A 19,162-nucleotide genomic window follows, 5' to 3' on the forward strand; every position below is an offset into this window, starting at 1 on the left:
CAAACGGCAATCCCAAAGTTGGTATGGAAGGTTTCGGCCGCATCGCGCTTGATATCAAGCGCAGCTAGAACCTCAAAGCCCAAGGTGTGGAAGCCCCAGTCAAGCCCTCCTGCTCCTGTAAACAAACTTACGACCCCCATTAGGGCACCTCGGGGTAGAGGAATTCTATGAGAGGTTCCAAATCGGAGTTAAGCAAGTCTGTGCTAGACAGTGCGTGCTCGGCTTTAGAGAAGCTTCCTATTGGGTGGAAGCTAATCTTAAGGCCATTGGGCTTTCCCCCGATCGCTTCTTTGATTGAATCAGGAAAGTCTATTTGATCTGTTGTAAGGCCCCCTTTGCTTGCGGAGGGGATTGTGCCAATTCCGCTGTAGATCGTCACTGTGCTCCTTGCTCTTATGGCGTTGGACTTCGACGCGAGGAAGGGTCGGTTTAAACTAGCTTTCTCCTGCCAGCCTGCCACAATCGCTATGGTGAACAAACTGCTTTTTTCTAGCTCCTTTACTGTTCTTCTTGCCTTTTCATAGGCGTTACTCTCGGCCTCAAATACCTCATCTTTTATGGACTTGGTGTATATAGCTAAGATGCGTCGAATCGCGCCTGCCTCTGCCAGAAATTTAAAAAACGTATTGGGATTTGTTCCAATCTTAACTAGCACGTATACATCGCTATGCTTTCTCTGGGCGTAGGGTACATCTAACCAGCGCCCGTTCATTTTTGTTGTTTTGATGCTGACCTTCTTTTTTGGTTCGTGGGGCTGTTTATTAAATAGAACTCGGATTACATCGGCAGATAGGGCAACGTCAAGCTCTTCTTCTTTAGCATCCAAAATCGGCACCAATCTGCCGTCTGTTGTTGCTTTTATAACTTTTTGAAAGGCGATTTCTCCGAGGATGCCCTGGGTTGCATCTGCCCAAGCTTGTCCAAAGCTCCTCTGCCTAGAGGAACCGAAGTCTGTTTTTGCAAAGCGATGGAAAAACGAGAGCGCAACTACAGAAGCTCTCAGGTAGTCGCATTGCGACAGCAGTACTCCGCCTTTTTCCACTTTTGACCAAAAATTCGCTACAATTCTCTCCGTCTCATCAAGATCTTCAAAGAAAAGCTCACTTTTTGCTAGGTCGCAAGCCTGAGAAAAGAACTCTGTTAAATACTCGCCTGTTAGATCAAGCCCCTCTCTGCGGCTTAATTGCTCCAGTACTTCTTTGCCTTGATCCTTCCACTTCTCTTCCAGTGCCCTGTCTTCACGCAAAAGATCATAAAGACTTTTGGGTTTTTTAAGTTGAGCCATTTTAGCCTCCCAGATTCGGCTCCCTGTCTCTGATCAAGAGAATGATTTCCTCGTAAGAAAGCTTCATGAGGTTGTCAACTGCCAACCTTATCAGGGTGTTCTCCGTGATCCTTTCCCCCTTCCCCCTCCTCTCCCGGTTGAGCCTCCGGGCCAGGGCGGTGAGGGCGTCCAGCTGGTCGGGGCGGAGGCGGCACTCCTTGCGGACGTAGGTGAGGTAGGGGGGGAGGGGGCGCTCCGCTTGGCCCTCGCCCGGCGGGGAGCCCTCGAGGCCCCCCCCGTGAGGGGCCTCCCCGGGCCTCTCCTCCCTGGGGGCGGGAGCCTCCTGAAGGTCCCCCGCCTCCTCCCTCACCAGCTCCGCCAGGCGCTTCCGCTTCACGCCTCCCTCCTCTCCGGGGTCCGGGCGAGCTCCCTGAGGAGCTCCTCCGCCACCCGGCGGTAGTCCGCCTCCGCCTCGCGGGCGTTGGGGCCGCGCCAGCGGGTGATGGGCTTGCCGTCCAGGGCGGCCCGCTCGTGGGCCTTGTAGGCCCGCACGAAGGCGTGGAAGGCGGGCACCCCGGCCTCCATGAGGGCGGTCTGGGCCTCGAGGGCCTCCCCCAGGCTCCGGGGGTCCACCCGGGTGAGGAGGACCCGGTGGGCCACCCCTAGGGGGCGGACGGCCTTGCGCACCGTCTCCACCAGGGCCTCGAGGTCCAGGGGGGCGGGGGGCGTGGGGAGGACGGCGTAGTCCGCCGCCCTGAGCACTGCCTCCAGGGCCTCGGAGCGGAGGGCGGGGGGCGTGTCCACCACCACCACCCCGTAGCCCCTCACCCGCCGCAGGCGGAGGAGGAGGGCGGGGTCCACCTCCTGGGCCAGGTCAAAGGGCATCTCTCCCCGGCCCGCCCACCAGGAGGCGGAGCCCTGGGGGTCGGCGTCCACCAGGAGGACAGGGCCCCCTTCGGCCAGGATGGCGGCCAGGTTGACGGCGGTGGTGGTCTTGCCCACCCCGCCCTTGCCGTTCACCACCGCCACCACCCTCACCCCAGCACCTCCTTCAGGGCCTCCTCCAGGCGTTCCTCGCCCCCCAGGAGCCGCACCCCCTCCTCCCAGGGCACCCGCCAGAGCCGCCCCGCCTTCTGCCCCCGCACCTGGCCCTCCCGGAGCCAGCGGCGCACCGTCTCCGGGTCCACCCTTAGGGCGCGGGCCAGCTCCTCGGGGGTGAGGAAGAGGGGTTTGCCCACGGGAGGCATGCTACCCAAAGAACCCGTGGAAGGCAAGAGGGAGCTCCTTGAGCCCCCTAGACTTACAGACTCTGTAACTTCGGAACTCTGTAACTTCCAGACTCTGTAACTTACAGACTTACAGACTGCCGAAAAGGGAGTACGGGAAGACGGCGCTTCTCGGGGAGCTCCTCCCCGCCCTCGAGGCCTGGGCGGGGCGCTACTCGGGGAACGAGGAGCCTGGCCAGGTATGGAGGCTTGGTGAAGCCCCTACCCGAGCAGGACCACCCGGAGCTTCCCCTCGTACCGGGCGAGGTCGGCGTCCGTGGTCCAAAGCTCCCTCGCCCCCGCCTCCAGGGCCGTGGCCAGCACCAGGGCGTCCACCAGGGGCAGGTAGAGGCCGTGGGAGAGCCGGGCCGCCCGCTCCCCGATGGTCCAGTCCGGCCAGACCACCCGGCAGACGGCGGGGATGGCTTGGAGGAGGAGCTCCGAGTCTTCCTTGGCCAGGGCGCCCTTTAAGCTCAGGCGCAGGAGCTCCACCAGGGAGAGGCCCGACACCACCCCCTCCCCCTCCCCTTCCGCCAGGGCCCGCCACAGGGCCCCGGCCTCCTCGTGCCCCTCCAGAAGGCGGAGGAAGAAGCCGGTGTCAAGGGCGGTCACGCCGCCCCTCCTCCAGGAGGCGGTGGGCCTCCTCGGCCACCCGGACCTTCCCGGCCCGCTCCAGGACCTTCAGGCCCAGGGCCTTGCGCCGGCGCTCCTTGAGGTAGGCCTCCAGGGCCTCGGCGGTGAGGGCGCTCATGGACTTGCCCTCGTTCTCCGCCGCCTGCCGGAGGAGGCGGGCCAGGTCCTCGGGAATGTGGACGGTTAGGCGCATACAGGAAGAGCATAACACGGGAGGGAAGGGGCTGGGTCCGGGGCCGCGGGGCCCCTAGCCCTGGCCCCCGGGCTTTTCCAGGGAGTCCAGGGCCTCCTCAGTTGCAGACTTACAGACTTACAGACTCCGTAACTTCCAGACTTACAGACTACCGAACTTACAGACTCTGTTAGTCTGGAAGTATGTTCGTGGGCCGGAAGGAGGAGGGGCGGGCGGTCCTCCTCTCGGTGCGGGCCGGGAGGGGGGTGGTGCTCTCCGCCCCGCCGGGGTACGGGAAGACGGCGCTTCTCAGGGAGCTCCTTCCCGCTCTCGAGGCCTGGGCCCCTGTGGTTTGGACGGAGCGGGTGGCTCCCTTCGGCACCTTCCTCAAGGACCTCTTCCGGGGCCTCTGGGACGCCGGGGTGCCCGTGGAGGGGGTGGGACGGGGGAAGGACCTCGAGGCCGACCTCAAGGCCTGGCAGAGGCGCTACCCGGGGAACGAGGAGAAGGCCCGGAGCCTGGTGAAGGCCTTGCGGCGCCCCGAGGGGGTGAACCCCATCACCCTGGTGGTGGACGACGCCACGGGCATCACCCCGAGCATGGTCCCCTGGCTCGTGGCCTTCGCCGAGGCGGCCACCCTGGTCCTCGCCGTCCACCCGGAGACCCTGAGGAAGGGGGGCACCAAGCGGCTCTGGATGCGCCTGGACCGGGTGGACCTCCCGCCCCTCTCCCCCAAGGAGACCCGGGAGCTCGCCCGGGCCCTGGTGGAGCGCTACGGGGTGGTGGCCGAGGACCTCGAGGCCTACCTCAACCGGGTGGTGAGCCTCTCCGGCGGGGTGCCGGGGGAGGTGGAGCGCCTGGTGCGCTACGTGAGCGCCGAGGACATCGTGCGCAACCGGGACGTAGGCACGGGCTACGCCGAGGGCCTGGCCCGGCGGGAGGAGCGGGGCATCGCCCTGGCCCCCATCCTCCTGGTGGCGGGGGGCGTGGCCATCGCCGCCCGCTACCTGGGCCTCGCCCGGGGCGAGATGGACCTCTATGTGGCCGGGGGGCTCGGCATCGCCGCCTTCGTGGTCCTCTCCCCCTGGCTCAGGAAGGTGGTGGTGGCGCGGTGAGAACGGAGATGGAGGAGTTCCTGCGGCTTTTGGAGGAGGCCTCCGTGGTGCGGGTGGACGGGACCGGCCAGTACTACCTCCTCCGGCACCCGGAGGTGGGCTGGAGGCTCTACCAGAAGGGCATTGAGGCCGCCTTCCTTCTTGCCGAGGGAGAGAAAGCGCTCTACTGGGCCCCGGAGTTCCGGGTGCCGTTGCCGGAGGTGGTGTGATGGCGTGCCCCATGTGCGGCGGGACGAGGCGCATCACGATCCGCCTCCCCGATGGCCGGGAGCTGGAGACGGCCTGCCTGGAGTGCCTGGACCGGGAGGCGGAGGACTTTGAGGAGGACGATGAAGGGGGCGTCTTCGTTCCCTGGGAAGTGCTGGACCTGGTTTAGGGCCCTTCTCTTCGCCCTCCTCCTCCCCGCCCTGGCCCAGGGCCTCACCGAGGGGCAGGCCCGCCTCCTGGACCGCCTGGCGGAGGAGGCCCTGAAGGCGGACCCCGCCTACCTCCAGGCCCTCGCCGACCTCGAGGCCGCCCGGGCCTCCCTCGGAATACTCGGGGCGCTCTCCGCCGAGGCGGGGGCCGGCCTGGCGGGGGAGTACGGGCAGGTGGCCCCCTCCTACCGCCTGGCCCTCAGCCTGAACCTGGCGGAGCTCTTCCGGGACCGGGGCCCGGCTCTGCGGGCCCTCGAGGCCCGCGCCGAGGCCGCCCGGCGGGAGGCGAGGGTGCGGGTGGCGGAGGCCTTCTTCCGGTGGCTCGCCGCCCGGGAGGCGGCCCGGACCGCCGCCGACGGGGTGGAGGCGAGGGAGGCGGAGCTTCGGGCCCTCCAGGCCCGGGCCCGGGTGGGGGCCGCCGCCCCCCACGAGGTCCTGGCCGCCGCCGAGAGGCTCTCCCAGGCCCGCCTCGTCCTCTACCGGGCCAACCTGGACCTGGCCCTGGCCCTGGAGGACCTGGCCCGGGCCGTGGGCCTGCCCCTGGAGGCCCTGAGAGGGCTTCTGAGGCCCCTGGAGGAGGAGGGGGGCACTCCTGGTGCCCCCCGGCCACCCAAGGGGCCTTAAAAGGCTTTTGGGAGGGAAAGGTGCGGTTTTTGGGAGCTATTCTGCTTATACTCCTCCCCGCCTGCGAGGCCCCGGTGGCCGAGCACCGGGAGGAGGTGCTCCTCCGCCTCTTCCGCTGGGAGGGGAAAAGCCCCCGGGTGGAGGTCCTCCCCGCCGAGCCCCTCCGGGTGGAGGTCCGGCTCTACCGGGCGGGGAGGGAGCTCTCCGCCCACCTCTGGGCCCTGGGGGGCCTCGAGGCCGAGGGGGACCTGGCCCTGGTCCTGGAGGGGCCGGGGGGCGAGGCGGCGGGAGAGGCCTTCGGCTCCGGGCGCTTCCTCCACACCCGGGCCCTCCTTCCCGCCCCCGCCTGCGCCTTCTGGCTGGTGAGCCTCTCCCCAGACCCCTTCCTGGGGGAGGCGCTGGAGGCGCGGAGCTACGAGGCCTCGGGGAGGCTCTGCGAGGGGGAGCGGTGAGGGTGGAGGAGCTGGAGCGCCTGCGCCGGAGGGTGGCGGAGCTTGAGGCCGAGCGGGAGAAGCTCCTCGCCCGCCTCGCCTACCTCGAGGCCCTCGCCCGCCCGGGCGCCCGGGGTGGGGTCCTCTCCCGGGAGCGGGCCCTGGAGCTTCACGGCCTCCTCTCCGCCGTCTGGCTGGAGCTGAACGAGCTCCACCCCGCCCGGGTGCCGGAGCTGGACCGGGCCCTGAGGATCCTGGAGGAGGCCCTTAGGCGATGACCGCCGGGACCCACCTCGCCGGGGCGGCCCTCACGGCGAGCCTCCTCCGGGGCCTGGGGGTGGAGGTGGGCCTCCTGGAGGGCCTGGCCCTGGCCTGGGGGGCGGTGATGCCCGACCTGGACACCACCACCTCGGGCCCCGGGAAGTTCGTCCGGCCCCTCTCCTCCTTCCTGGAGAGGCGCTTCGGCCACCGCACCCTCACCCACTCCCTCCCCTTCCTCCTGGCCCTCGCCCTCCTCCTCCTTCCCCTGCGGGAGGCGAGCCCGGGGGCCTACTGGGCCTTCCTGGCCGGCTACCTCTCCCACCTCCTCCTGGACACCCTCAACGTGAACGGGGTGCCCCTCCTCTGGCCCTGGCGGGTGCAGTTCTTCTTCTTCCCCTCCCGGGAGTGGCGGATCCGCTACGCCTCCCCCCAGGAGGCCACCCTGGCCCTCTTCCTCGCCCTCTCCGGCTTCGCCCTCTGGCCCCTCTCGGGCCAGGGCTTCGCCTCCGCCTTCCGCCACCTGGTGGGGACCCCGGAGGTGGCCGTGCTGGACTACCTGGACTGGCGGGACCGCTGGGAGGTTTGGGCCGAGGTGAGGGGCTTCAACCGCGAGACCCAGGAGCCTGTGGAGGGGCGCTTCTTGGTGGTGGAGGCCCTGGGGCGGGAGGGCGTCCTGGTGGAGGACGAGCTGGGCCGCACCCTGGCGGTGAGCCGGGACGGCCAGGTGGTGGCCTACCGGGTGCGCATGGTCCGGGGGAGGCCCCAGGCCCTCAAGGAGTGGCGGCTTGACCTCTCGGGGAGGCTCCTCGCCGACCTCCTCCAGGCCCTCCCCCGCTCCGCCCGGAGGGTCTGGATCACCGGGGAGGCCCGCCCCGCCACCGCCCCCCCGCCCCTCGTCCCCCCGGTGGGCACCTACCCCCGGGTGGAGGCCTCCGAGAACCCGCCCCGCCTCCGCTTCCACGCCGCCCGCCCCGAGGACCTGGCCCCCCTCGCCGGCCTCTACCTCCAGGCGGGGAGCGCCGTGGTCCGGGCGGCCTTCGCCCCCGGGGAGGAGGCCGCCCTGGAGCTTCCCGCCCTCCCCGCCCTGCCCACCCTTCACCCCCTGGTCTTCTCCCTCCCCTCCCTCTCGGGGCTTCTGGTCAAGCCCGGGGACCGGGTGGAGGAGGGGGAGCCCATCGCCCGGCGGGTGGAGGAGGCCCCTCTTAGGGACCTCGAGGACCAGGCCCAGGCCAAGGCGGAGGAGGCGGCCCGCCTGGAGGGGGAGCTTTCCCGGGCGGAGGAGCGGTGCCGGGCGGAGCGGGAGGCCCTCCGGGGGGAGCTCGCCCGCCTGCGGGACGAGGTGGGCCGCCTGCGCTACCTGGTGGCCCAGGGGGCCGAGGCCCCCCTCCGCCTCGCCGAGGGGGAGGCCCGGCTTGAGGAGGCCGAGGCCCGCCTGACCCGCCTGGCCCTGGACTGCGCCGGGGAGAAGGCCCGCCTGGAGGAGGCCATCCGGGAGGCCCGCCTCGCCCAGGCCCGCCTCCTCCGGCGCAAGGAGCGCGCCGCCGAGGCCCAGCTCGTGCGCTCCCCCGTCTCGGGGCGGGTGGTGGAGGTCAAGGTGCGCGACCTGAGGCCGGGGGAGGTGGTGGTAGAGGTGGTGGTGGCCCAATAGAATGTGTCCAGGGCTTTCAACTTCATCGTTTTCCGGCGACCCATCTAGCCTCTTAACCTTCGCACCCCACCCCGTCCCCGTCCCGGTCAAAGCGGTGCGGGTCCGGGGGCAGGATCTGGAAGCGCTTGTGGGGGATGTCCCCGCAGTCCAGGTCCGGGGGCGGCGGGGGGATGCACACCGTGGGATAGGCGGGGTCGCACCCTTTCCGGTCCGGGGCGGGGCCTTGGGGCCTCGAGGCCTGCCCCCCTCCCCACATCCCCATCCCCTTGGCCCGAGCCTCCCGGGCGGCCTGGAGGTAGAGGGCGGCGTAGCGGACATTGGGGGGCACGGTGTAGGGCTCGGCCCACCCGGCCCTCACCAGCTCCAGGTTCACCTGAAGAAACCGCCTCCCCCCGTGGATCCAGTCCCCCCTGGGATCCTCCAGGTACAGGTAGGCCAGCACCCTCCGGTAGCGGTCCCGCTCCTGGGCGTCCAGCTCCACCCACACCTTCCTCCCCTGGAGCAGGCGGGCGAGGAAGGCCTTGGCCTCGAGGCCCAGCCGCACCTCCTCGGGGCCCGCGGTGCGGTGGTTGTAGGTGCTCTCCGGGGCGTCAATCCCGATGAGGCGCACCGGCCCTAGGCCCTGAAGCTCCACCGTGTCCCCGTCCACCACACGGAGGACGGCCACCGGGCCCTGGAGCCTGCCCTCCGGGGCGAGGGCCAGGACAAGGGCGAGCAACCAGGGGAGAAGCCCGAGCGCTCTTGAGCCCACCCCCTCAGCCTATCCGGTCCGCCGCAGCCTCCCCCACCCCTTCCCCCCACCCCCTGCCCCCGCCCCCCTTCCCGTCGGCCTCTCCCCGAAGGGGGGCGGGGGAGGTGGACGGCTTTTCTCCTCTTTCCCGCGCCGGGCGGGGCCCCATTGTGGGGCGCTCCGGCCCTCCGGCAAGGCCGAGCCCTGACGGGTGGGGCCCCTGCCCCAGCCTTGCCTCCGGCCCTCCGCGCCCCCTTTTGGGGCCCTCGCGCCCGGCGCGGGAAAAATGGCGCGGGCCAAAGGCAGGTGGTGGCGGTGTCCCAGGTTTTCCCTCTCTCCGGCGTGGTGGCGGTGGCTGGCTCCCGGTACGGCTCCCCCTGGCCAGTGTCCCCGGTGGTCCGCCTGGTGGTGGCCTCGGGGGGCGTGGTGCGGGTGGGAGACCAGCGCGGGGTGGACGCCGCCGTGGCCCGGGCCTGCCCCGGCGCCCAGGTGGTGCGGGCCTCCCAGTTCCCGGGGCCGCCCAAGGCCCGGCTCGCCCAGCGCACCCGGGCCGTGGTCCTTGGCCACCGGGCCCTGGGCCTGCCAAAGGCCTCCTGTCTCTTGGTCTTCCCCCCGGAGGGCGGGGCCCCCGCCCTGGGGCCCGGCTCCTCCCTGGCCCTCCGCCTGGCCCTCGAGGCCCGCCTCCCCGTCTGGGTGGCCGGGGAGCCCCGTCCCCAGGGTCCGGGGTGGGTCCCCCTCTCCCTGGCCGGGGTTCCGGGGTGGGTTCTGCACCCGGTTCAGTCCAGCCTCTTCTAGCTCAAGGGGCTTGACAAGCTAGCTTTTGTGTCATATTATGAGGACGGAAACGGAGGCCGGGACCCCGCCAAGAGCCAGGCCTCCGGGTTCCAAAGGAGGGAACCATGAAGCAGGTTAGCACGCAGGCAAAGGTTCTCACTAGGGACGAGGCCGTTCAGCAGGCCGCTTGGGCCATCGCCCGCGCCCGCGAGAAGCTCGCCGAGCTCTACGGCTGGGCCCTCGCCGGGGAGGCCACGAGCTGGGTGGCCCCCACCCTCCTGGCCCGGGACATCCTCGAGGCCCTGGAGGAGGCCCGCGCCCTGGCCACCGCCTTCGCGGACGTGCTGGCCTTCGGTGAGACCGTGGGCGCCTTCCTGGAGGAGGCCCGCCTCGAGGCCGCCCGCATCCTCCGGGAGAAGGAGCCTGCCCAGCCTGCCGGGGAAGAGGAGGTGCCCTTCTAATGCGCGCCCTCGCCCTTCTCCTCGCCCTTCTCCTCCTCCTCTCCGCCCCTGCCTCGGCCCTCGGCCCCCAGGATCCCGGCCGGGTGTCTCCCCTCTCCGATGAGGTGAAGGGCCTCGGCCCCGGCACCAGGTAGCCCGCGCGGGGGGCGGGGCCCGCCCCGCCCCCCCTTCCAGGAGGAAGCCGTGAGCGAGAACCTGACCCAGATCCAGACCGAGGAGCTCAAGGCCCGCGTGGATGAGGTTCTGGAGGCCCTCAGGGACCGGGCCCGGGCCCTCATCGCCGCCATCGCCGCCCACGCCGAGGCCAGGCTGGCCCTCGAGGCCGCCCAGGACGACCTGGAGGACGCCCGCGCCCGGATCATCCGGGAGGGCCTCGAGGGGCGGAACGAGGCCCAGCGCCAGGCGGAGCTCCTGGAGAAGGCCCGGGAGCAGGAGGAGGCCTACAGGAGCGCCCGGAGTGTGTACCGGGTGGCCGAGGCTAACCTGGAGATGGCCCGGGTGGCCTGGGCCGTGGAGAAGGAGGCCCTCCGCGCCCTCACCGCCCTCCTCTCCCGGGAGGCCTGAGGGAGGCCCCGGCCTCGCCTGCCCCCCGCGAGGGGGGGCGGCGGGCCGGGGCGCGCCCTTGCCCACCACCCGCCGCGGGCGCGCGGCTCCCCTCCGGGCCGGCGCTCGGCCCCCGGGCCGCCGCGCCGTGCACGCCGCCGCGGTCCAGCTGACGCTCGGCCCGGGGGCCGCCCTCGGGGGCTCGCTCCGCGCGCCGTGCACGCCGCCGCGCGGAAGCTTCGCCCCCTCGGGACGCGCCGGCCCCTGCCCGCCGTTAAGCTATGGGCGTGCCTAGGCGTCCCCTTTACCAGCCCGAGAGGTTCAAGGGCCTTCCCTGCTCCGCCCGGCTGGTCTGGCTTCACATCTGGGCCCTGGGGGAGGGAGAGTACTCCGCCCGGGAGCTGGCCCAGGACCTGGAGATGAGCCCGGACGCCGCCGCCCGGGCCCTCCGCCTCCTGACCGAGCGGGGGCTCCTGGAGGTGGTGCGCCCCCCCGCCGGGTCCAGGGCGGGGGTGTACCGGGTGGCCCGGAAGGTTTCTAACACGCCTCCCATCTCCTCTCCGGGTCCAGCCTGAGCACCTCCCCCTCCCACCGCACCGCCTCCCGGTCGGCCAGGAGGTCCCTGGCCCTCGAGGCCGTCATGTGGAGCCGCTCCCTCACCCCGGGGCCGTCCTCCCCCCAGAGGCTGAGCGCCGCCTCCCGCCAGGGGAGTGGGCCCTCCTTGAGGAGCAGGGCCAGAAGCGCGAAGGCCTTCCCCGAGCCCTCCAGCGGCACCTCCCGCCTGCCCACGAGGAGGCCGGGGGGGTTCTCCCGCAGGACCACCTTGGGCTTCTCCGGGGCCCTCCGGGCCCTGGGGAGCGCGAGCCCCCTCTCCTCGGCGAGGGCGAAGAGGTCGGGGAAGCCCAGGGCCTCCTCCGCCAGGGGATAGGGGCCGATGGCCCGCGCCTCCTGGAGGAGGGCCAGGGCGCCCTCCTCCTTCCCCTCCCGGCGGGAGAGCTCCGCCAGGGCCACCAGCACCCGGGCGCGGGCCGGGGCGTGAGTGTCCAGAAGCTCCAGAGCCTCCCCTGCGGCTTTGCGGGCCTCCCTGCGCCAGCCCAGAGCCAGGTAGCAGGGGGCGAGCTCCGCCAGGGCCGCCCCCCTCCGGGCCCCCTCCCCGGAGAGGCGCAGGGCCTCCTCCAGGCGCTCCCTCCCCTGGGCGGGCCTCCCCAGAAGCCGCAGGGTGGTGCCGAGGGCCCTCAGGGCCACCACCCGGTCGTCGGGATCCAGCCGGCCCGCCACCGCCTGCCGTGCCCGGAAGAGGGCTTCCCTCAGCTCCCCCCTCGCCCGGTGGACGGAGGAGAGCAGGACCAGGACCCGGTTGCGGAAGCTCCCCAGGGCCTTGGCCCGGACCACGGCCAAGGCCTCCTCCGCCCGGCGCAGGGCCCAGCCCGTCCTGCCCCGGTGCAGGTGGGCCACCCCCAGGCCGTGGAGGGCCCAGGCCCGCCCCAGGTGGTCCTCCTCCGCCTCAAAGAGGTCCAGGGCCCGCCTCAGGGCCTCCTCCGCCTCCTCCCAGCGCCCGGCCCGGAAGAGGAGGGCCCCCAGGTCCTGCCACATCCATCCCGCCCGCTCCCGGGCCAGGGAGGCCGCCTTCCGCAGGAGGAGGAGCCCCCTCTCGTCCCCCAGGTGCCAGCGGGCCCAGCCCTTCAGCCTCAGCCACTCGGGGTTCTCCGGCTGGGGATCCCGGTCCAGGGCCGCCTCGCCCTCGCGGTAGCGCCCGAGCTGGAGGAAGAGGCGGACGGCCTCGAGGTCCACCCCCTCCGGGCCCACCAGGGGCCTTCTCCTGCGCGGCGCCCGGTTTTGCCGATGAGCATCGGAAATTGCAGAGAATCTGCTAACTTCCCCCCTCTTTCCGGCCATCTTGGGGGAGCATTCTACACCCGGGGTTTTTCCTCTAGATGGGGGTTGCCAGCGCCTCCAATTTTTCAAGTGAAATCTATAACGCCTGTTGGCATGCCTCAGTTGACCCCATTGACCCTTCTCTCTGGAGGTGGTAGCTAGAGGGGAATGGTCCCACCCTGGAGCCCCACCCCTTGCCAACCCTGGGCCCGGTATAATGCCGGGCAAGGGGAAGACCGGGCCCCCTGGGGGCCCAAGGCGGCAGGGCCGCGTGAGGACCAAAAAGAGAGGCTCCCGCTGGGAGGGAACCCAAATTCCAGCAACCTTTTCCTTCGCCTAAGGTTATCCCCTCCCAGCGGGAAAGGCAATAGGCGCCAAGGCGGCGCGCGGGGGAGTGCCGTCTCCGACGCGCGAAACGGGAGGGGTTTATGCCCCAAGAAGGAGTTGAAGGGAAGAGCTATAAAGAACAGCCGGAAGGACTCACCGAGCGGGGCCGGGCCTTCCTCGAGGCCCTGGCCCGGAGGAAGCGGGCGAGGGGCGAGGAGCTTCCGCCCCTCTACCTGAAGCTCCTGGAGGGGGCCGCGCCCCCGGAGGAGGGGGGCCACGAGCCCACGCCCGAGGAGGCGCCTCCCCTGGAGGGCCTCCGCCGGAAGCTCCGGGAGGCGCCGCCTTCCCCGGCCCTCCCCACCCGGGAGGAGCTTTCCGCCTCCCCGCCCCCACCCGAGAGGAAGCGGGACGCCTGGAGCCTCGCCGACCGCCTCCTGGCGGAAGGGGAGCGGCGGGGCACCCTGCCAGGGCTTTCCGAGCGGGAGCGGAGGGCCTACCGCGCCCTCCTCGCCCTGGGCCTCGAGGTCCTGGCCCGGAGGCTGGGCCCGGGGAGGCCCCTGCCCAAGAACCTGTCCCAGGTCTCCCTCTTCGCCGTGAACGACGCCCTTTCCGTGGCCCTGGGAGTCCCCCCGGCCTCCCTCTACCGGGTCCTGGCCTCCCTGGAGGCCAAGGGGCTCATCCGCCGGAGGGCCTGGCGCACCCCGGCCACCCTCCGAGGCCGGACGGGGGTCTACGCCGGCGGGACGCTTTACGCCGTGCGCCTGCCCCACCGGGAGGCCCGCCCCCGCCTGGACCCGGAGGACTTCCGCCACCCCTGGCGGGACCTGGAGGAGGACGCCCGCCGGGGGCGCACCGCCTGGAGCCTGAGAGAGTCATATACAAGTCCTCCTAAGGAGGACTCCGGGGTCCTGGAGCTTTTGCTTGGGTTCTCGTTATCCCCTGGCGAAGCTGAAGACCCGTTAGCTCTAGACTCTCTCACCGCCCTCCTGCGGGCCGGCCCCGCTGAGCGCCGGGCCCTGGTGGGGGCCCTCGCCCTCTCCCTGGCCCGGGAGTTCCGGGATCCCGGGAGCGTGCGCTTCTACGCCTGGGTCCTCTGGAACGCCCTCCGGGCGGAGCTCTACGGCCTGATGGAGGGGGCCCTCGAGGCCGTCGCCTGGGCGGTCCGGCGGGCGCGGGAGGCCGCGGCCAAGGTCCTCTGGAGCCCGAGGGGCGAGGGGGTCCGGCGCCCCGGGGCCCTCCTCGCCCACCTCCTCCGGGAGCGGGGCCTCCTGGAGCTCTTCCGCCAGGCCCCCCAGTGGCGGGTGGCGTAGGGCTCCCGCCGGGCTAAGCTGGAGGTAGCCCATCCAGGGCCTCTGGGGGTGGCTTGTGTATCAAGACTGGCTGTTCAAGGACTGCCCAGGGGGCTGGCGCCTCCGCTACCGCCGGAACGGGGGCGGCTACGAGGCCTCCCGGGACGGGGAGAGGTGGGAGAAGGTCCCCTCCGTCACGGAGATCACCGGGCTTCTCAACAAGAAGCTGCACGAGTGGGCCGTGCGCCAGGTGGTGGAGTACCTCCAGGGGGAGCTGGTCCCGGGGCTGGTCCTCACGGAGGAGGAGGTGAACCGCCTCCTGGACGGTGCGTCCAAAGCCCACCGCCTGGCCGCGCAGAGGGCCGCCGGGCGAGGCGCCGACCTCCACGCCTGGGCGGAGGCCTACCTCAAAGGGCAAAGGCCTCCCTTCCCCGAGGAGGAGCCCCTTCGGGGGATGGCCCTCGCCCTGGCGGACTGGTGGGACGGGAACGGGGGCGAGGCCCTGCGCTCCGAGGAGGCGGTCTTCCACCCGGAGCACCGCTACGCCGGGCGGGTGGACCTGGTGGCCCGGCTGGGGGGGAGGGTGGTGGTGGTGGACCTGAAGACCTCCCCCCGGGCCTACCCGGAGCACCTCCTCCAGGTGGGGGCCTACGCCCTGGCCCTCCGGGCGGAGGGGGTGGCGGTGGAGGGGGGCTTCGTGGTGGCCCTGCGGGAGGGGATGAAGGTGGCCGAGGTCCCCCTGGAGGAGGCGGGGGAGGCCTTCCTGGGGCTCCTGGCCGTCCACCGCTTTCTGAAGGTCCTCGAGGCTACCCCCTGAGCACCCGCTTGTACCACACCTTAAGGGCCTCGAGGTCCCAGGCCACCACCGCCCGGCTCCCGTCGGGGTACCACCGCACCTCGTGCCGCCTCGGGAACTCGGGCAGGAGCCGCTCCACCTTGGGCCACCAGAGGGCCAGGGCCTCGGGCCTCAGCACCAGGTAGTAGGGCCCTTCCCCCACCAGGCCCATCACCTGCCCCTTGGGGAGGGGCGGGGGCAGGCCGAGGCCCCCAGGGGCCTCCTCCTCCGGGGCCCGCCACACCCGCACCGGGTCCCGCCTCGGCCTCCCCTCCCCGGGGGGGCGCGCCTCCTTCGGGGGCTTCGGGGGGCCTTCGGGCCCGGGCGGGGCGGGCCTTTGGGCCTCCTCCCGGCGCCCCTCGGCCTCCTCGGGGGCGGCCCCCTTCCCCCGCCTCCCCTCCAGGTGCGGGTTCCGGTCCCCCTCTATGGGCTCGGGGAGGGGCCTCCCCCCCTTCCGGGCCAGGACCCACTTCCCCAGGGGGAAGGCCCGCTCGGCGAGGAGCCTCCCCCCCCGCAGGGCTCCCTCAAAGCGGTAGGCCTTCCTGGGCTCCAGGAAGGCGGTGAACCCCCGGGCCCGGCCCAGGACGAGCCTGAAGGCCTCCCCGCTCTTGGGCTGGACGAGGACCACGAACCTCCTCCCGTCGGCGTGGAGGAGGATCCCGTGCACCACCAGCTCCGGCCCCTCCATGGGGCGCTTGAGCTTGAGGGCCACCTGGACCTCCGTGAGCCTCCCCTCCTCGTCCGTGCGGGGCCAGAGGGTGAAGACCCCTTTCCCCCGGTGCTCCTCCGGCTGGGTCAGGGCGTAGCCCGCCACCTCCACCCGGCACCCCTCGGGCAGGCGGGGGCTAGTGAAGCCCTCCTCCCCCAGGCTCCCCTCCAGGAAGAGGGTGGCCTGGTGGGCCGGGTGGCGGGCCCCCGTCCGCTCCTTCCGCTCCTCCCTGGCCTCCTCCACGCCTCCCCCTAGAGGCCGAAGCGCCTCAGGACCTCCCGGGCCCGGTCCACCACGCTCCTCCCCGCCCCCTCGGGCCTCGCCTCCTCCTCCAGGGAGCGGAGGAAGGCCTCGAGGCTCTCCCGGGTGATGCGGGCCGAGCGGGGGGTGGGGTAAACCCGCCTCAGACGGCCCGCCCGGATCAAGCGGTACACCGTCATCCGGGACACCCCCAAGGCTTGGGCCACCTCCTTGATGGTCAGCAGGAGCTTGCCTTCAAGAGGGCCGCCTCCCTCGCTCATGCCCCCATGTTACCGGTAGTGCATCAAGGTTACACTTGGTAACTTCCAGAGTTACAGACTCCGGGAGTCTGTAACTCTGGAAGCCCGTAAGTTTGTCGCAAACTTCCGTCATTTGTCGCAACCCTCCGCCGGCCGCCCCGGCTCCTCGCCCGCCCTTTTTTCGGGGGTTTTCGCCCTCCCGGACGGGGCTCTTCCTCGGTCTGGGCCTCCCTCCGCCACTTCGCCAAACAAATCTTTTGCGAATGCTATACTTCGGGAAAGCGGGGGCGGGGGCCCTCGAGGGCACTCCGGGCCCCCGCCCCCCGAAGGAGGTCCCATGAACCAGCCCGACCCCCACGCCGAGCTCCTCGCCCGCTTCCGCAGATACCTGGAGATGGAGGAGGGACGCTCTCCCCGCACCGCCAGGGAGTACCTCATGGACGCGGGCCTCTTCGCCCGCTGGTTCCGGGAGCGCCACGGCAGGCCCCCCCGCTGGGAGGAGGTGGGGAGCCAGCACATCCGCGCCTTCCTGGCCTCCCGGGAGGTGAGCCCTTACAGGGCGGGGCGCGTCCTGGCCTCCTTAAGGAAGCTCTTCCGCTACCTGGCCGAGGTGGAGGGCCTACCCATCCTCAAGGACCCCACGGAGGGGGTCAAGCGGCCCAAGCTCCCCCGGAGGCTCCCGGTCTACCTCACCCCGCCCGAGGTGGCCCGCCTCCTCCAGGCGGCCTACCAGAACCGCTCCCCCCGGGTGGCCCTCCGGGACTGGGCCCTCCTCGCCTTCCTCTACGGCACGGGCCTCCGCCTCTCCGAGGCCCTGGCCCTCACCTACGCCGACATCACCTATCAGGACGGCGTCCCCCACGCCATCCGGGTCCAGGGGAAGGGGGGTAAGGAGCGGGTGGTGGTCCTCTCCCCCACGGCCCAGCGGGCCCTGCACCAGTGGCTCAAGCACCGGAACCTGGAGGGCCACCCCACGAGCCCCTACATCTGGAGCCACACCACGGGGCCCAACCGGGGGAAGCCCTTCTCCGCCCGGGCGGTGGAGGCCATGGTGAAGCGGGTGGCGAGGCGGGCGGGGCTCAAGGACTGGCGGCGCATCACCCCCCACAAGCTCCGGCACTCCTACGCCAGCGCCCTGGTGGAGGCGGGGCGGGGGATAGACGAGGTGAAGGAGCTTCTGGGCCACAGCTCCATCAGCACCACCCAGGTCTACGTGCACGTGTCCCGCAAGCGCCTGGAGGAGGCCGCCCGGGCGTTGCCGGACGTGGTGCACCACGCTTTAAGCTGAGCGTAGGCTTTTGAAGAAGAGGCACTCTTCTTTTAGAGGGCACTTCTCACATCTAGGGCTGGGTCTGCAGATAAGCCCTGCCAGGTCCATTACAGCCCAGTTGAACTCTCTGCTCTTCTTGGGTGGGATGAGACTTGCGGCAAACTTCCACAGCTCCGGATCTGTGTGAGCTCTTTGACGGGATGAGCGGATCCCGAAAAACCTTGTTATTATTCGGATGAAATTTCTGTCCAGACCTGGGAGAGCTTCGCCTTTGCAGACTGCTAAAACCATGTTCTGCACATAGGGTCCTACCCCTGGTAGGTTTTTTAGATAATCTGCTGTTAGGTCTTCTACTTTTATCTCGCTTCCAAAGCGCTCACACAGCTTTTCTCCTAGAAGTTTGAGGAGACGGGCTCTCTCGCGATAGAGGCCCAGAGGATAAAGAAGCTTCTCTAGGAAATCTTGTGGCGCTTTTGAAAGGCTACAGGGATCAGCATACGACGCTATGAGCTTGGGAAAGACAGCCGAGACCTGCTTCGCGGTGGTTTTCCTTAGGAGGAGCTCGGCAACGATAACCCGATAGGGAGTGCAATTGCTCCTCCATGGGAAGGTCCTTTTATTTTCATTCCACCAGCCAAGAATGGCTTCTTGAAAGAAGCGAATCTGTGTGCTGGGTGGGCCCTCCCATTCAGGGAGCAGGTTCTGCTTCTCCGACATCTTCTAGGACGTTGTTCACTGCTTCTGCAATTCTCAGAGAGAGGAGAGGGGGCACGGCTTCACCGATCTGGGAGCGGACCTCTGATGTCTTCCCCACAAACTGAAATGTGTCGGGGAAGCTTTGAAGCCTTGCCCGCTCACGGTTGGTAAGCCTGCTCCTGCTCCTTCGGTAATGGTAGCCCCAAGTGCCTCCACCCCCGTGAGCTACCACCGTGTAGGCAGGGAGGAGGGGGTGGAGCCTTCGGTATATGAGGCTGAACCCTCGTCCTTCTACTTCGTGTTCGGTTCCGCGGACGATTTCGTGATTTTCGCCTGGAGGAATCTGGTGCATACGGGCGAGTACAGCTGGCCTCTCCCGAGGGAGGGCGTGAGATCCGTCCGGAAAGGCGTCCGGGGGTGCTACGGTTAAAGATGTTCCTTCCCACCCCAGAAGCCGAATCGTGGCTCTATGTTCTTCTAGAGCTTGATCAAATAATGGGTCTCTAGGATCGCCCTTGTGGAGGCGGAGGTAGTCATCTACAGGGTCATTTCCGGAAAAAAGTCCATTGTATTCTGCAACAATTTCGCGGTAGATATCTCTTAGTTCAGGAAGCGTCGCACCTTCCAAAGCTTCTAAGGATGTAAGGGGGTACTTTCTGAGGGCTGGCGATCCAGCCAGGGCTTCTTCGATCGCCAAAATGTGGTCCATCCGCACAGCTAGATCTCTGCGGAATCCAATAATTATGAGCCTCTTGCGGCGCTGTGGCACGCCGTGCCAGGAAGCGTCAACCACACCTGAAAAGACGATGTGGTAGGAGGGTATTTCCCCTCTCCTGGCTTCACTGAGAAGATCTTCGGGGGGAGGAGGAGTTCGGTTGGGTTCCGCTTCATACTGCCTTATCCACTGATTTGGAAGAAGCTCCAGGTTGGTAATGTCTTCTAAGATCGCGCTTATATCTCTCCCAGAGTTGGAAGAGAGCAGGCCAGGTACGTTCTCGAAGACAAATGCTAGGGGCTTGAGAACAGCAAGATACCGTGCGAACTGAAGGTAGAGTTTTCCCCTGAGCGTTTTGATTCCTCCTCGCTCCTGCTCTACCCCTCTCATAACGGAAAAGTCTTGGCAGGGCGGCCCCCCAATTACGATAGAGGGAGTTGGAAGGCCTCCGTGCACTGCCGATTCGGAGATGTCGCAGACTGAGTAGCACCCCCTAGTTAAAAACGGCCTATCACAAACGGCAATCCCAAAGTTGGTATGGAAGGTTTCGGCCGCATCGCGCTTGATATCAAGCGCAGCTAGAACCTCAAAGCCCAAGGTGTGGAAGCC

28 protein-coding genes are annotated in these 19,162 nt (G+C 69.4%); 15 read left to right on the forward strand and 13 right to left on the reverse strand.

Features of this window, described 5'->3' with window-relative positions; genetic code table 11:
• From B043_RS13455 to B043_RS0105045, 7 genes are all read right to left on the reverse strand, one after another.
• The coding region (locus B043_RS13455; RefSeq protein ID WP_169335129.1) for a DNA cytosine methyltransferase at positions 1–140 on the reverse strand (140 nt) is incomplete at its 3' end.
• Positions 140–1,246: a hypothetical protein gene (locus B043_RS12775; RefSeq protein ID WP_155987394.1), complete on the reverse strand. Its 1,107-nt coding sequence runs from the start codon at positions 1,244–1,246 to the stop codon at positions 140–142. The genes B043_RS13455 and B043_RS12775, both read right to left, overlap by 1 nt.
• A gap of 40 nt (positions 1,247–1,286) precedes the next feature.
• Positions 1,287–1,661, reverse strand: a complete 375-nt coding sequence (locus tag B043_RS0105025) for a hypothetical protein (RefSeq protein ID WP_018461174.1) — start codon at positions 1,659–1,661, stop codon at positions 1,287–1,289.
• On the reverse strand, positions 1,658–2,302 hold the full coding sequence (locus B043_RS0105030; protein WP_018461175.1) for a ParA family protein: 645 nt from the start codon (positions 2,300–2,302) through the stop codon (positions 1,658–1,660). Before B043_RS0105030 ends, B043_RS0105025 begins: the two co-directional genes overlap by 4 nt.
• A complete protein-coding gene (locus B043_RS0105035; protein ID WP_018461176.1) occupies positions 2,299–2,511 on the reverse strand; it encodes a helix-turn-helix domain-containing protein in 213 nt (70 codons plus the stop codon). The genes B043_RS0105030 and B043_RS0105035 overlap by 4 nt, the downstream gene beginning before the upstream one ends.
• A 240-nt stretch (positions 2,512–2,751) precedes the next feature.
• Positions 2,752–3,141: a type II toxin-antitoxin system VapC family toxin gene (locus tag B043_RS0105040; protein ID WP_018461177.1), complete on the reverse strand. Its 390-nt coding sequence runs from the start codon at positions 3,139–3,141 to the stop codon at positions 2,752–2,754.
• Positions 3,128–3,355, reverse strand: coding sequence for a ribbon-helix-helix protein, CopG family (locus tag B043_RS0105045; RefSeq protein WP_018461178.1), 228 nt, complete (start codon positions 3,353–3,355; stop codon positions 3,128–3,130). Before B043_RS0105045 ends, B043_RS0105040 begins: the two co-directional genes overlap by 14 nt.
• A gap of 182 nt (positions 3,356–3,537) precedes the next feature.
• Here B043_RS0105045 and B043_RS0105050 point away from each other — a divergent pair, with 182 nt between their 5' ends.
• Genes B043_RS0105050 through B043_RS13305 form a run of 7 tightly spaced genes read left to right on the forward strand, consistent with a single transcriptional unit; the run spans position 3,538 to position 7,829 of the window.
• Entirely contained in the window at positions 3,538–4,449 is a 912-nt protein-coding gene (locus tag B043_RS0105050) for a P-loop NTPase family protein (RefSeq protein ID WP_018461179.1), read from the forward strand.
• 8 nt (positions 4,450–4,457) lie between these two features.
• Entirely contained in the window at positions 4,458–4,658 is a 201-nt protein-coding gene (locus B043_RS0105055; RefSeq protein WP_018461180.1) for a hypothetical protein, read from the forward strand.
• Entirely contained in the window at positions 4,658–4,825 is a 168-nt protein-coding gene (locus B043_RS12905) for a hypothetical protein (protein WP_018461181.1), read from the forward strand. Before B043_RS0105055 ends, B043_RS12905 begins: the two co-directional genes overlap by 1 nt.
• Entirely contained in the window at positions 4,779–5,489 is a 711-nt protein-coding gene (locus B043_RS0105065) for a TolC family protein (RefSeq protein WP_018461182.1), read from the forward strand. The genes B043_RS12905 and B043_RS0105065 overlap by 47 nt, the downstream gene beginning before the upstream one ends.
• 20 nt (positions 5,490–5,509) lie before the next feature.
• Positions 5,510–5,941, forward strand: a complete 432-nt coding sequence (locus B043_RS13300) for a hypothetical protein (RefSeq protein ID WP_018461183.1) — start codon at positions 5,510–5,512, stop codon at positions 5,939–5,941.
• Positions 5,938–6,198: a hypothetical protein gene (locus B043_RS0105075; protein ID WP_018461184.1), complete on the forward strand. Its 261-nt coding sequence runs from the start codon at positions 5,938–5,940 to the stop codon at positions 6,196–6,198. The genes B043_RS13300 and B043_RS0105075 overlap by 4 nt, the downstream gene beginning before the upstream one ends.
• The gene (locus B043_RS13305) at positions 6,195–7,829 is read left to right on the forward strand and encodes a metal-dependent hydrolase (RefSeq protein ID WP_018461185.1); all 1,635 of its coding nucleotides are present in this window, start codon (positions 6,195–6,197) and stop codon (positions 7,827–7,829) included. Before B043_RS0105075 ends, B043_RS13305 begins: the two co-directional genes overlap by 4 nt.
• A 52-nt stretch (positions 7,830–7,881) precedes the next feature.
• Here the strand turns inward: B043_RS13305 and B043_RS0105085 are convergent, their stop codons facing one another.
• On the reverse strand, positions 7,882–8,580 hold the full coding sequence (locus B043_RS0105085; protein ID WP_026234136.1) for a thermonuclease family protein: 699 nt from the start codon (positions 8,578–8,580) through the stop codon (positions 7,882–7,884).
• Positions 8,581–8,943: 363 nt separating this feature from the next.
• On the opposite strand from B043_RS0105085, the gene B043_RS0105095 reads away from it, so the two are divergent.
• The 5 genes from B043_RS0105095 to B043_RS0105115 all read left to right on the forward strand — a co-directional run bounded on the left by B043_RS0105095 (position 8,944) and on the right by B043_RS0105115 (position 10,912).
• Positions 8,944–9,354: a hypothetical protein gene (locus B043_RS0105095; protein ID WP_245538880.1), complete on the forward strand. Its 411-nt coding sequence runs from the start codon at positions 8,944–8,946 to the stop codon at positions 9,352–9,354.
• A 104-nt stretch (positions 9,355–9,458) separates the two neighbouring features.
• Positions 9,459–9,794, forward strand: a complete 336-nt coding sequence (locus B043_RS0105100; RefSeq protein ID WP_018461189.1) for a hypothetical protein — start codon at positions 9,459–9,461, stop codon at positions 9,792–9,794.
• Positions 9,794–9,928, forward strand: coding sequence for a hypothetical protein (locus B043_RS13310; protein WP_012477514.1), 135 nt, complete (start codon positions 9,794–9,796; stop codon positions 9,926–9,928). Before B043_RS0105100 ends, B043_RS13310 begins: the two co-directional genes overlap by 1 nt.
• Before the next feature lie 49 nt (positions 9,929–9,977).
• Positions 9,978–10,358 carry a hypothetical protein gene (locus B043_RS0105110; RefSeq protein WP_018461190.1) on the forward strand — a complete coding sequence of 127 codons (381 nt, stop codon included), beginning with the start codon at positions 9,978–9,980 and terminating at the stop codon, positions 10,356–10,358.
• Between the two features lie 260 nt (positions 10,359–10,618).
• Positions 10,619–10,912 carry a helix-turn-helix domain-containing protein gene (locus tag B043_RS0105115; RefSeq protein WP_018461191.1) on the forward strand — a complete coding sequence of 98 codons (294 nt, stop codon included), beginning with the start codon at positions 10,619–10,621 and terminating at the stop codon, positions 10,910–10,912.
• Here the strand turns inward: B043_RS0105115 and B043_RS13315 are convergent.
• Entirely contained in the window at positions 10,875–12,143 is a 1,269-nt protein-coding gene (locus tag B043_RS13315; RefSeq protein WP_018461192.1) for a tetratricopeptide repeat protein, read from the reverse strand. The two genes, B043_RS0105115 and B043_RS13315, sit on opposite strands and share 38 nt — an antisense overlap.
• Positions 12,144–12,640: 497 nt before the next feature.
• On the opposite strand from B043_RS13315, the gene B043_RS12980 reads away from it, so the two are divergent.
• Both B043_RS12980 and B043_RS0105130 read left to right on the forward strand, forming a co-directional pair.
• Positions 12,641–13,849 (forward strand): helix-turn-helix domain-containing protein, encoded by a 1,209-nt coding sequence (locus B043_RS12980; RefSeq protein WP_018461193.1) that lies wholly within the window; start codon positions 12,641–12,643, stop codon positions 13,847–13,849.
• Between the two features lie 55 nt (positions 13,850–13,904).
• Entirely contained in the window at positions 13,905–14,645 is a 741-nt protein-coding gene (locus tag B043_RS0105130) for a PD-(D/E)XK nuclease family protein (protein WP_018461194.1), read from the forward strand.
• On the opposite strand, the gene B043_RS13065 is transcribed toward B043_RS0105130, so the two are convergent.
• Both B043_RS13065 and B043_RS0105140 read right to left on the reverse strand, forming a co-directional pair.
• Positions 14,635–15,615 carry a hypothetical protein gene (locus tag B043_RS13065; protein ID WP_018461195.1) on the reverse strand — a complete coding sequence of 327 codons (981 nt, stop codon included), beginning with the start codon at positions 15,613–15,615 and terminating at the stop codon, positions 14,635–14,637. The genes B043_RS0105130 and B043_RS13065 overlap by 11 nt on opposite strands.
• Positions 15,616–15,623: 8 nt before the next feature.
• Positions 15,624–15,893 carry a helix-turn-helix transcriptional regulator gene (locus B043_RS0105140; RefSeq protein ID WP_012477500.1) on the reverse strand — a complete coding sequence of 90 codons (270 nt, stop codon included), beginning with the start codon at positions 15,891–15,893 and terminating at the stop codon, positions 15,624–15,626.
• 316 nt (positions 15,894–16,209) lie between these two features.
• Between B043_RS0105140 and B043_RS0105145 the strand changes: the two genes are divergently transcribed.
• Positions 16,210–17,160: a tyrosine-type recombinase/integrase gene (locus tag B043_RS0105145; RefSeq protein WP_018461196.1), complete on the forward strand. Its 951-nt coding sequence runs from the start codon at positions 16,210–16,212 to the stop codon at positions 17,158–17,160.
• Here the strand turns inward: B043_RS0105145 and B043_RS12595 are convergent.
• Together B043_RS12595 and B043_RS12600 are read right to left on the reverse strand one after the other, a co-directional pair.
• A complete protein-coding gene (locus B043_RS12595; RefSeq protein WP_081623135.1) occupies positions 17,152–17,859 on the reverse strand; it encodes an HhH-GPD family protein in 708 nt (235 codons plus the stop codon). The two genes, B043_RS0105145 and B043_RS12595, sit on opposite strands and share 9 nt — an antisense overlap.
• Positions 17,831–19,162, reverse strand: a 1,332-nt coding sequence (locus B043_RS12600; RefSeq protein ID WP_081623136.1) for a DNA cytosine methyltransferase, incomplete at its 5' end; no start/stop codon positions are given. The genes B043_RS12595 and B043_RS12600, both read right to left, overlap by 29 nt.

This window comes from Thermus oshimai DSM 12092 (assembly GCF_000373145.1).
Taxonomy (GTDB): domain Bacteria; phylum Deinococcota; class Deinococci; order Deinococcales; family Thermaceae; genus Thermus; species Thermus oshimai.

What these genes read in the sequence shown, in the direction of transcription:
- B043_RS0105115 (WP_018461191.1), top strand. Translation starts at nt 10,619, where the DNA reads ATGGGCGTGCCTAGGCGTCCCCTTTACCAGCCCGAGAGGTTCAAGGGC.
- B043_RS0105100 (WP_018461189.1), top strand. Translation starts at nt 9,459, where the DNA reads ATGAAGCAGGTTAGCACGCAGGCAAAGGTTCTCACTAGGGACGAGGCC.
- B043_RS12905 (WP_018461181.1), top strand. Translation starts at nt 4,658, where the DNA reads ATGGCGTGCCCCATGTGCGGCGGGACGAGGCGCATCACGATCCGCCTC.
- B043_RS12980 (WP_018461193.1), top strand. Translation starts at nt 12,641, where the DNA reads ATGCCCCAAGAAGGAGTTGAAGGGAAGAGCTATAAAGAACAGCCGGAA.
- B043_RS13305 (WP_018461185.1), top strand. Translation starts at nt 6,195, where the DNA reads ATGACCGCCGGGACCCACCTCGCCGGGGCGGCCCTCACGGCGAGCCTC.
- B043_RS0105035 (WP_018461176.1), bottom strand. Translation starts at nt 2,511, where the DNA reads ATGCCTCCCGTGGGCAAACCCCTCTTCCTCACCCCCGAGGAGCTGGCC.
- B043_RS0105045 (WP_018461178.1), bottom strand. Translation starts at nt 3,355, where the DNA reads ATGCGCCTAACCGTCCACATTCCCGAGGACCTGGCCCGCCTCCTCCGG.
- B043_RS0105050 (WP_018461179.1), top strand. Translation starts at nt 3,538, where the DNA reads ATGTTCGTGGGCCGGAAGGAGGAGGGGCGGGCGGTCCTCCTCTCGGTG.
- B043_RS0105055 (WP_018461180.1), top strand. Translation starts at nt 4,458, where the DNA reads ATGGAGGAGTTCCTGCGGCTTTTGGAGGAGGCCTCCGTGGTGCGGGTG.
- B043_RS0105065 (WP_018461182.1), top strand. Translation starts at nt 4,779, where the DNA reads ATGAAGGGGGCGTCTTCGTTCCCTGGGAAGTGCTGGACCTGGTTTAGG.
- B043_RS0105140 (WP_012477500.1), bottom strand. Translation starts at nt 15,893, where the DNA reads ATGAGCGAGGGAGGCGGCCCTCTTGAAGGCAAGCTCCTGCTGACCATC.
- B043_RS13310 (WP_012477514.1), top strand. Translation starts at nt 9,794, where the DNA reads ATGCGCGCCCTCGCCCTTCTCCTCGCCCTTCTCCTCCTCCTCTCCGCC.
- B043_RS12595 (WP_081623135.1), bottom strand. Translation starts at nt 17,859, where the DNA reads ATGTCGGAGAAGCAGAACCTGCTCCCTGAATGGGAGGGCCCACCCAGC.
- B043_RS0105145 (WP_018461196.1), top strand. Translation starts at nt 16,210, where the DNA reads ATGAACCAGCCCGACCCCCACGCCGAGCTCCTCGCCCGCTTCCGCAGA.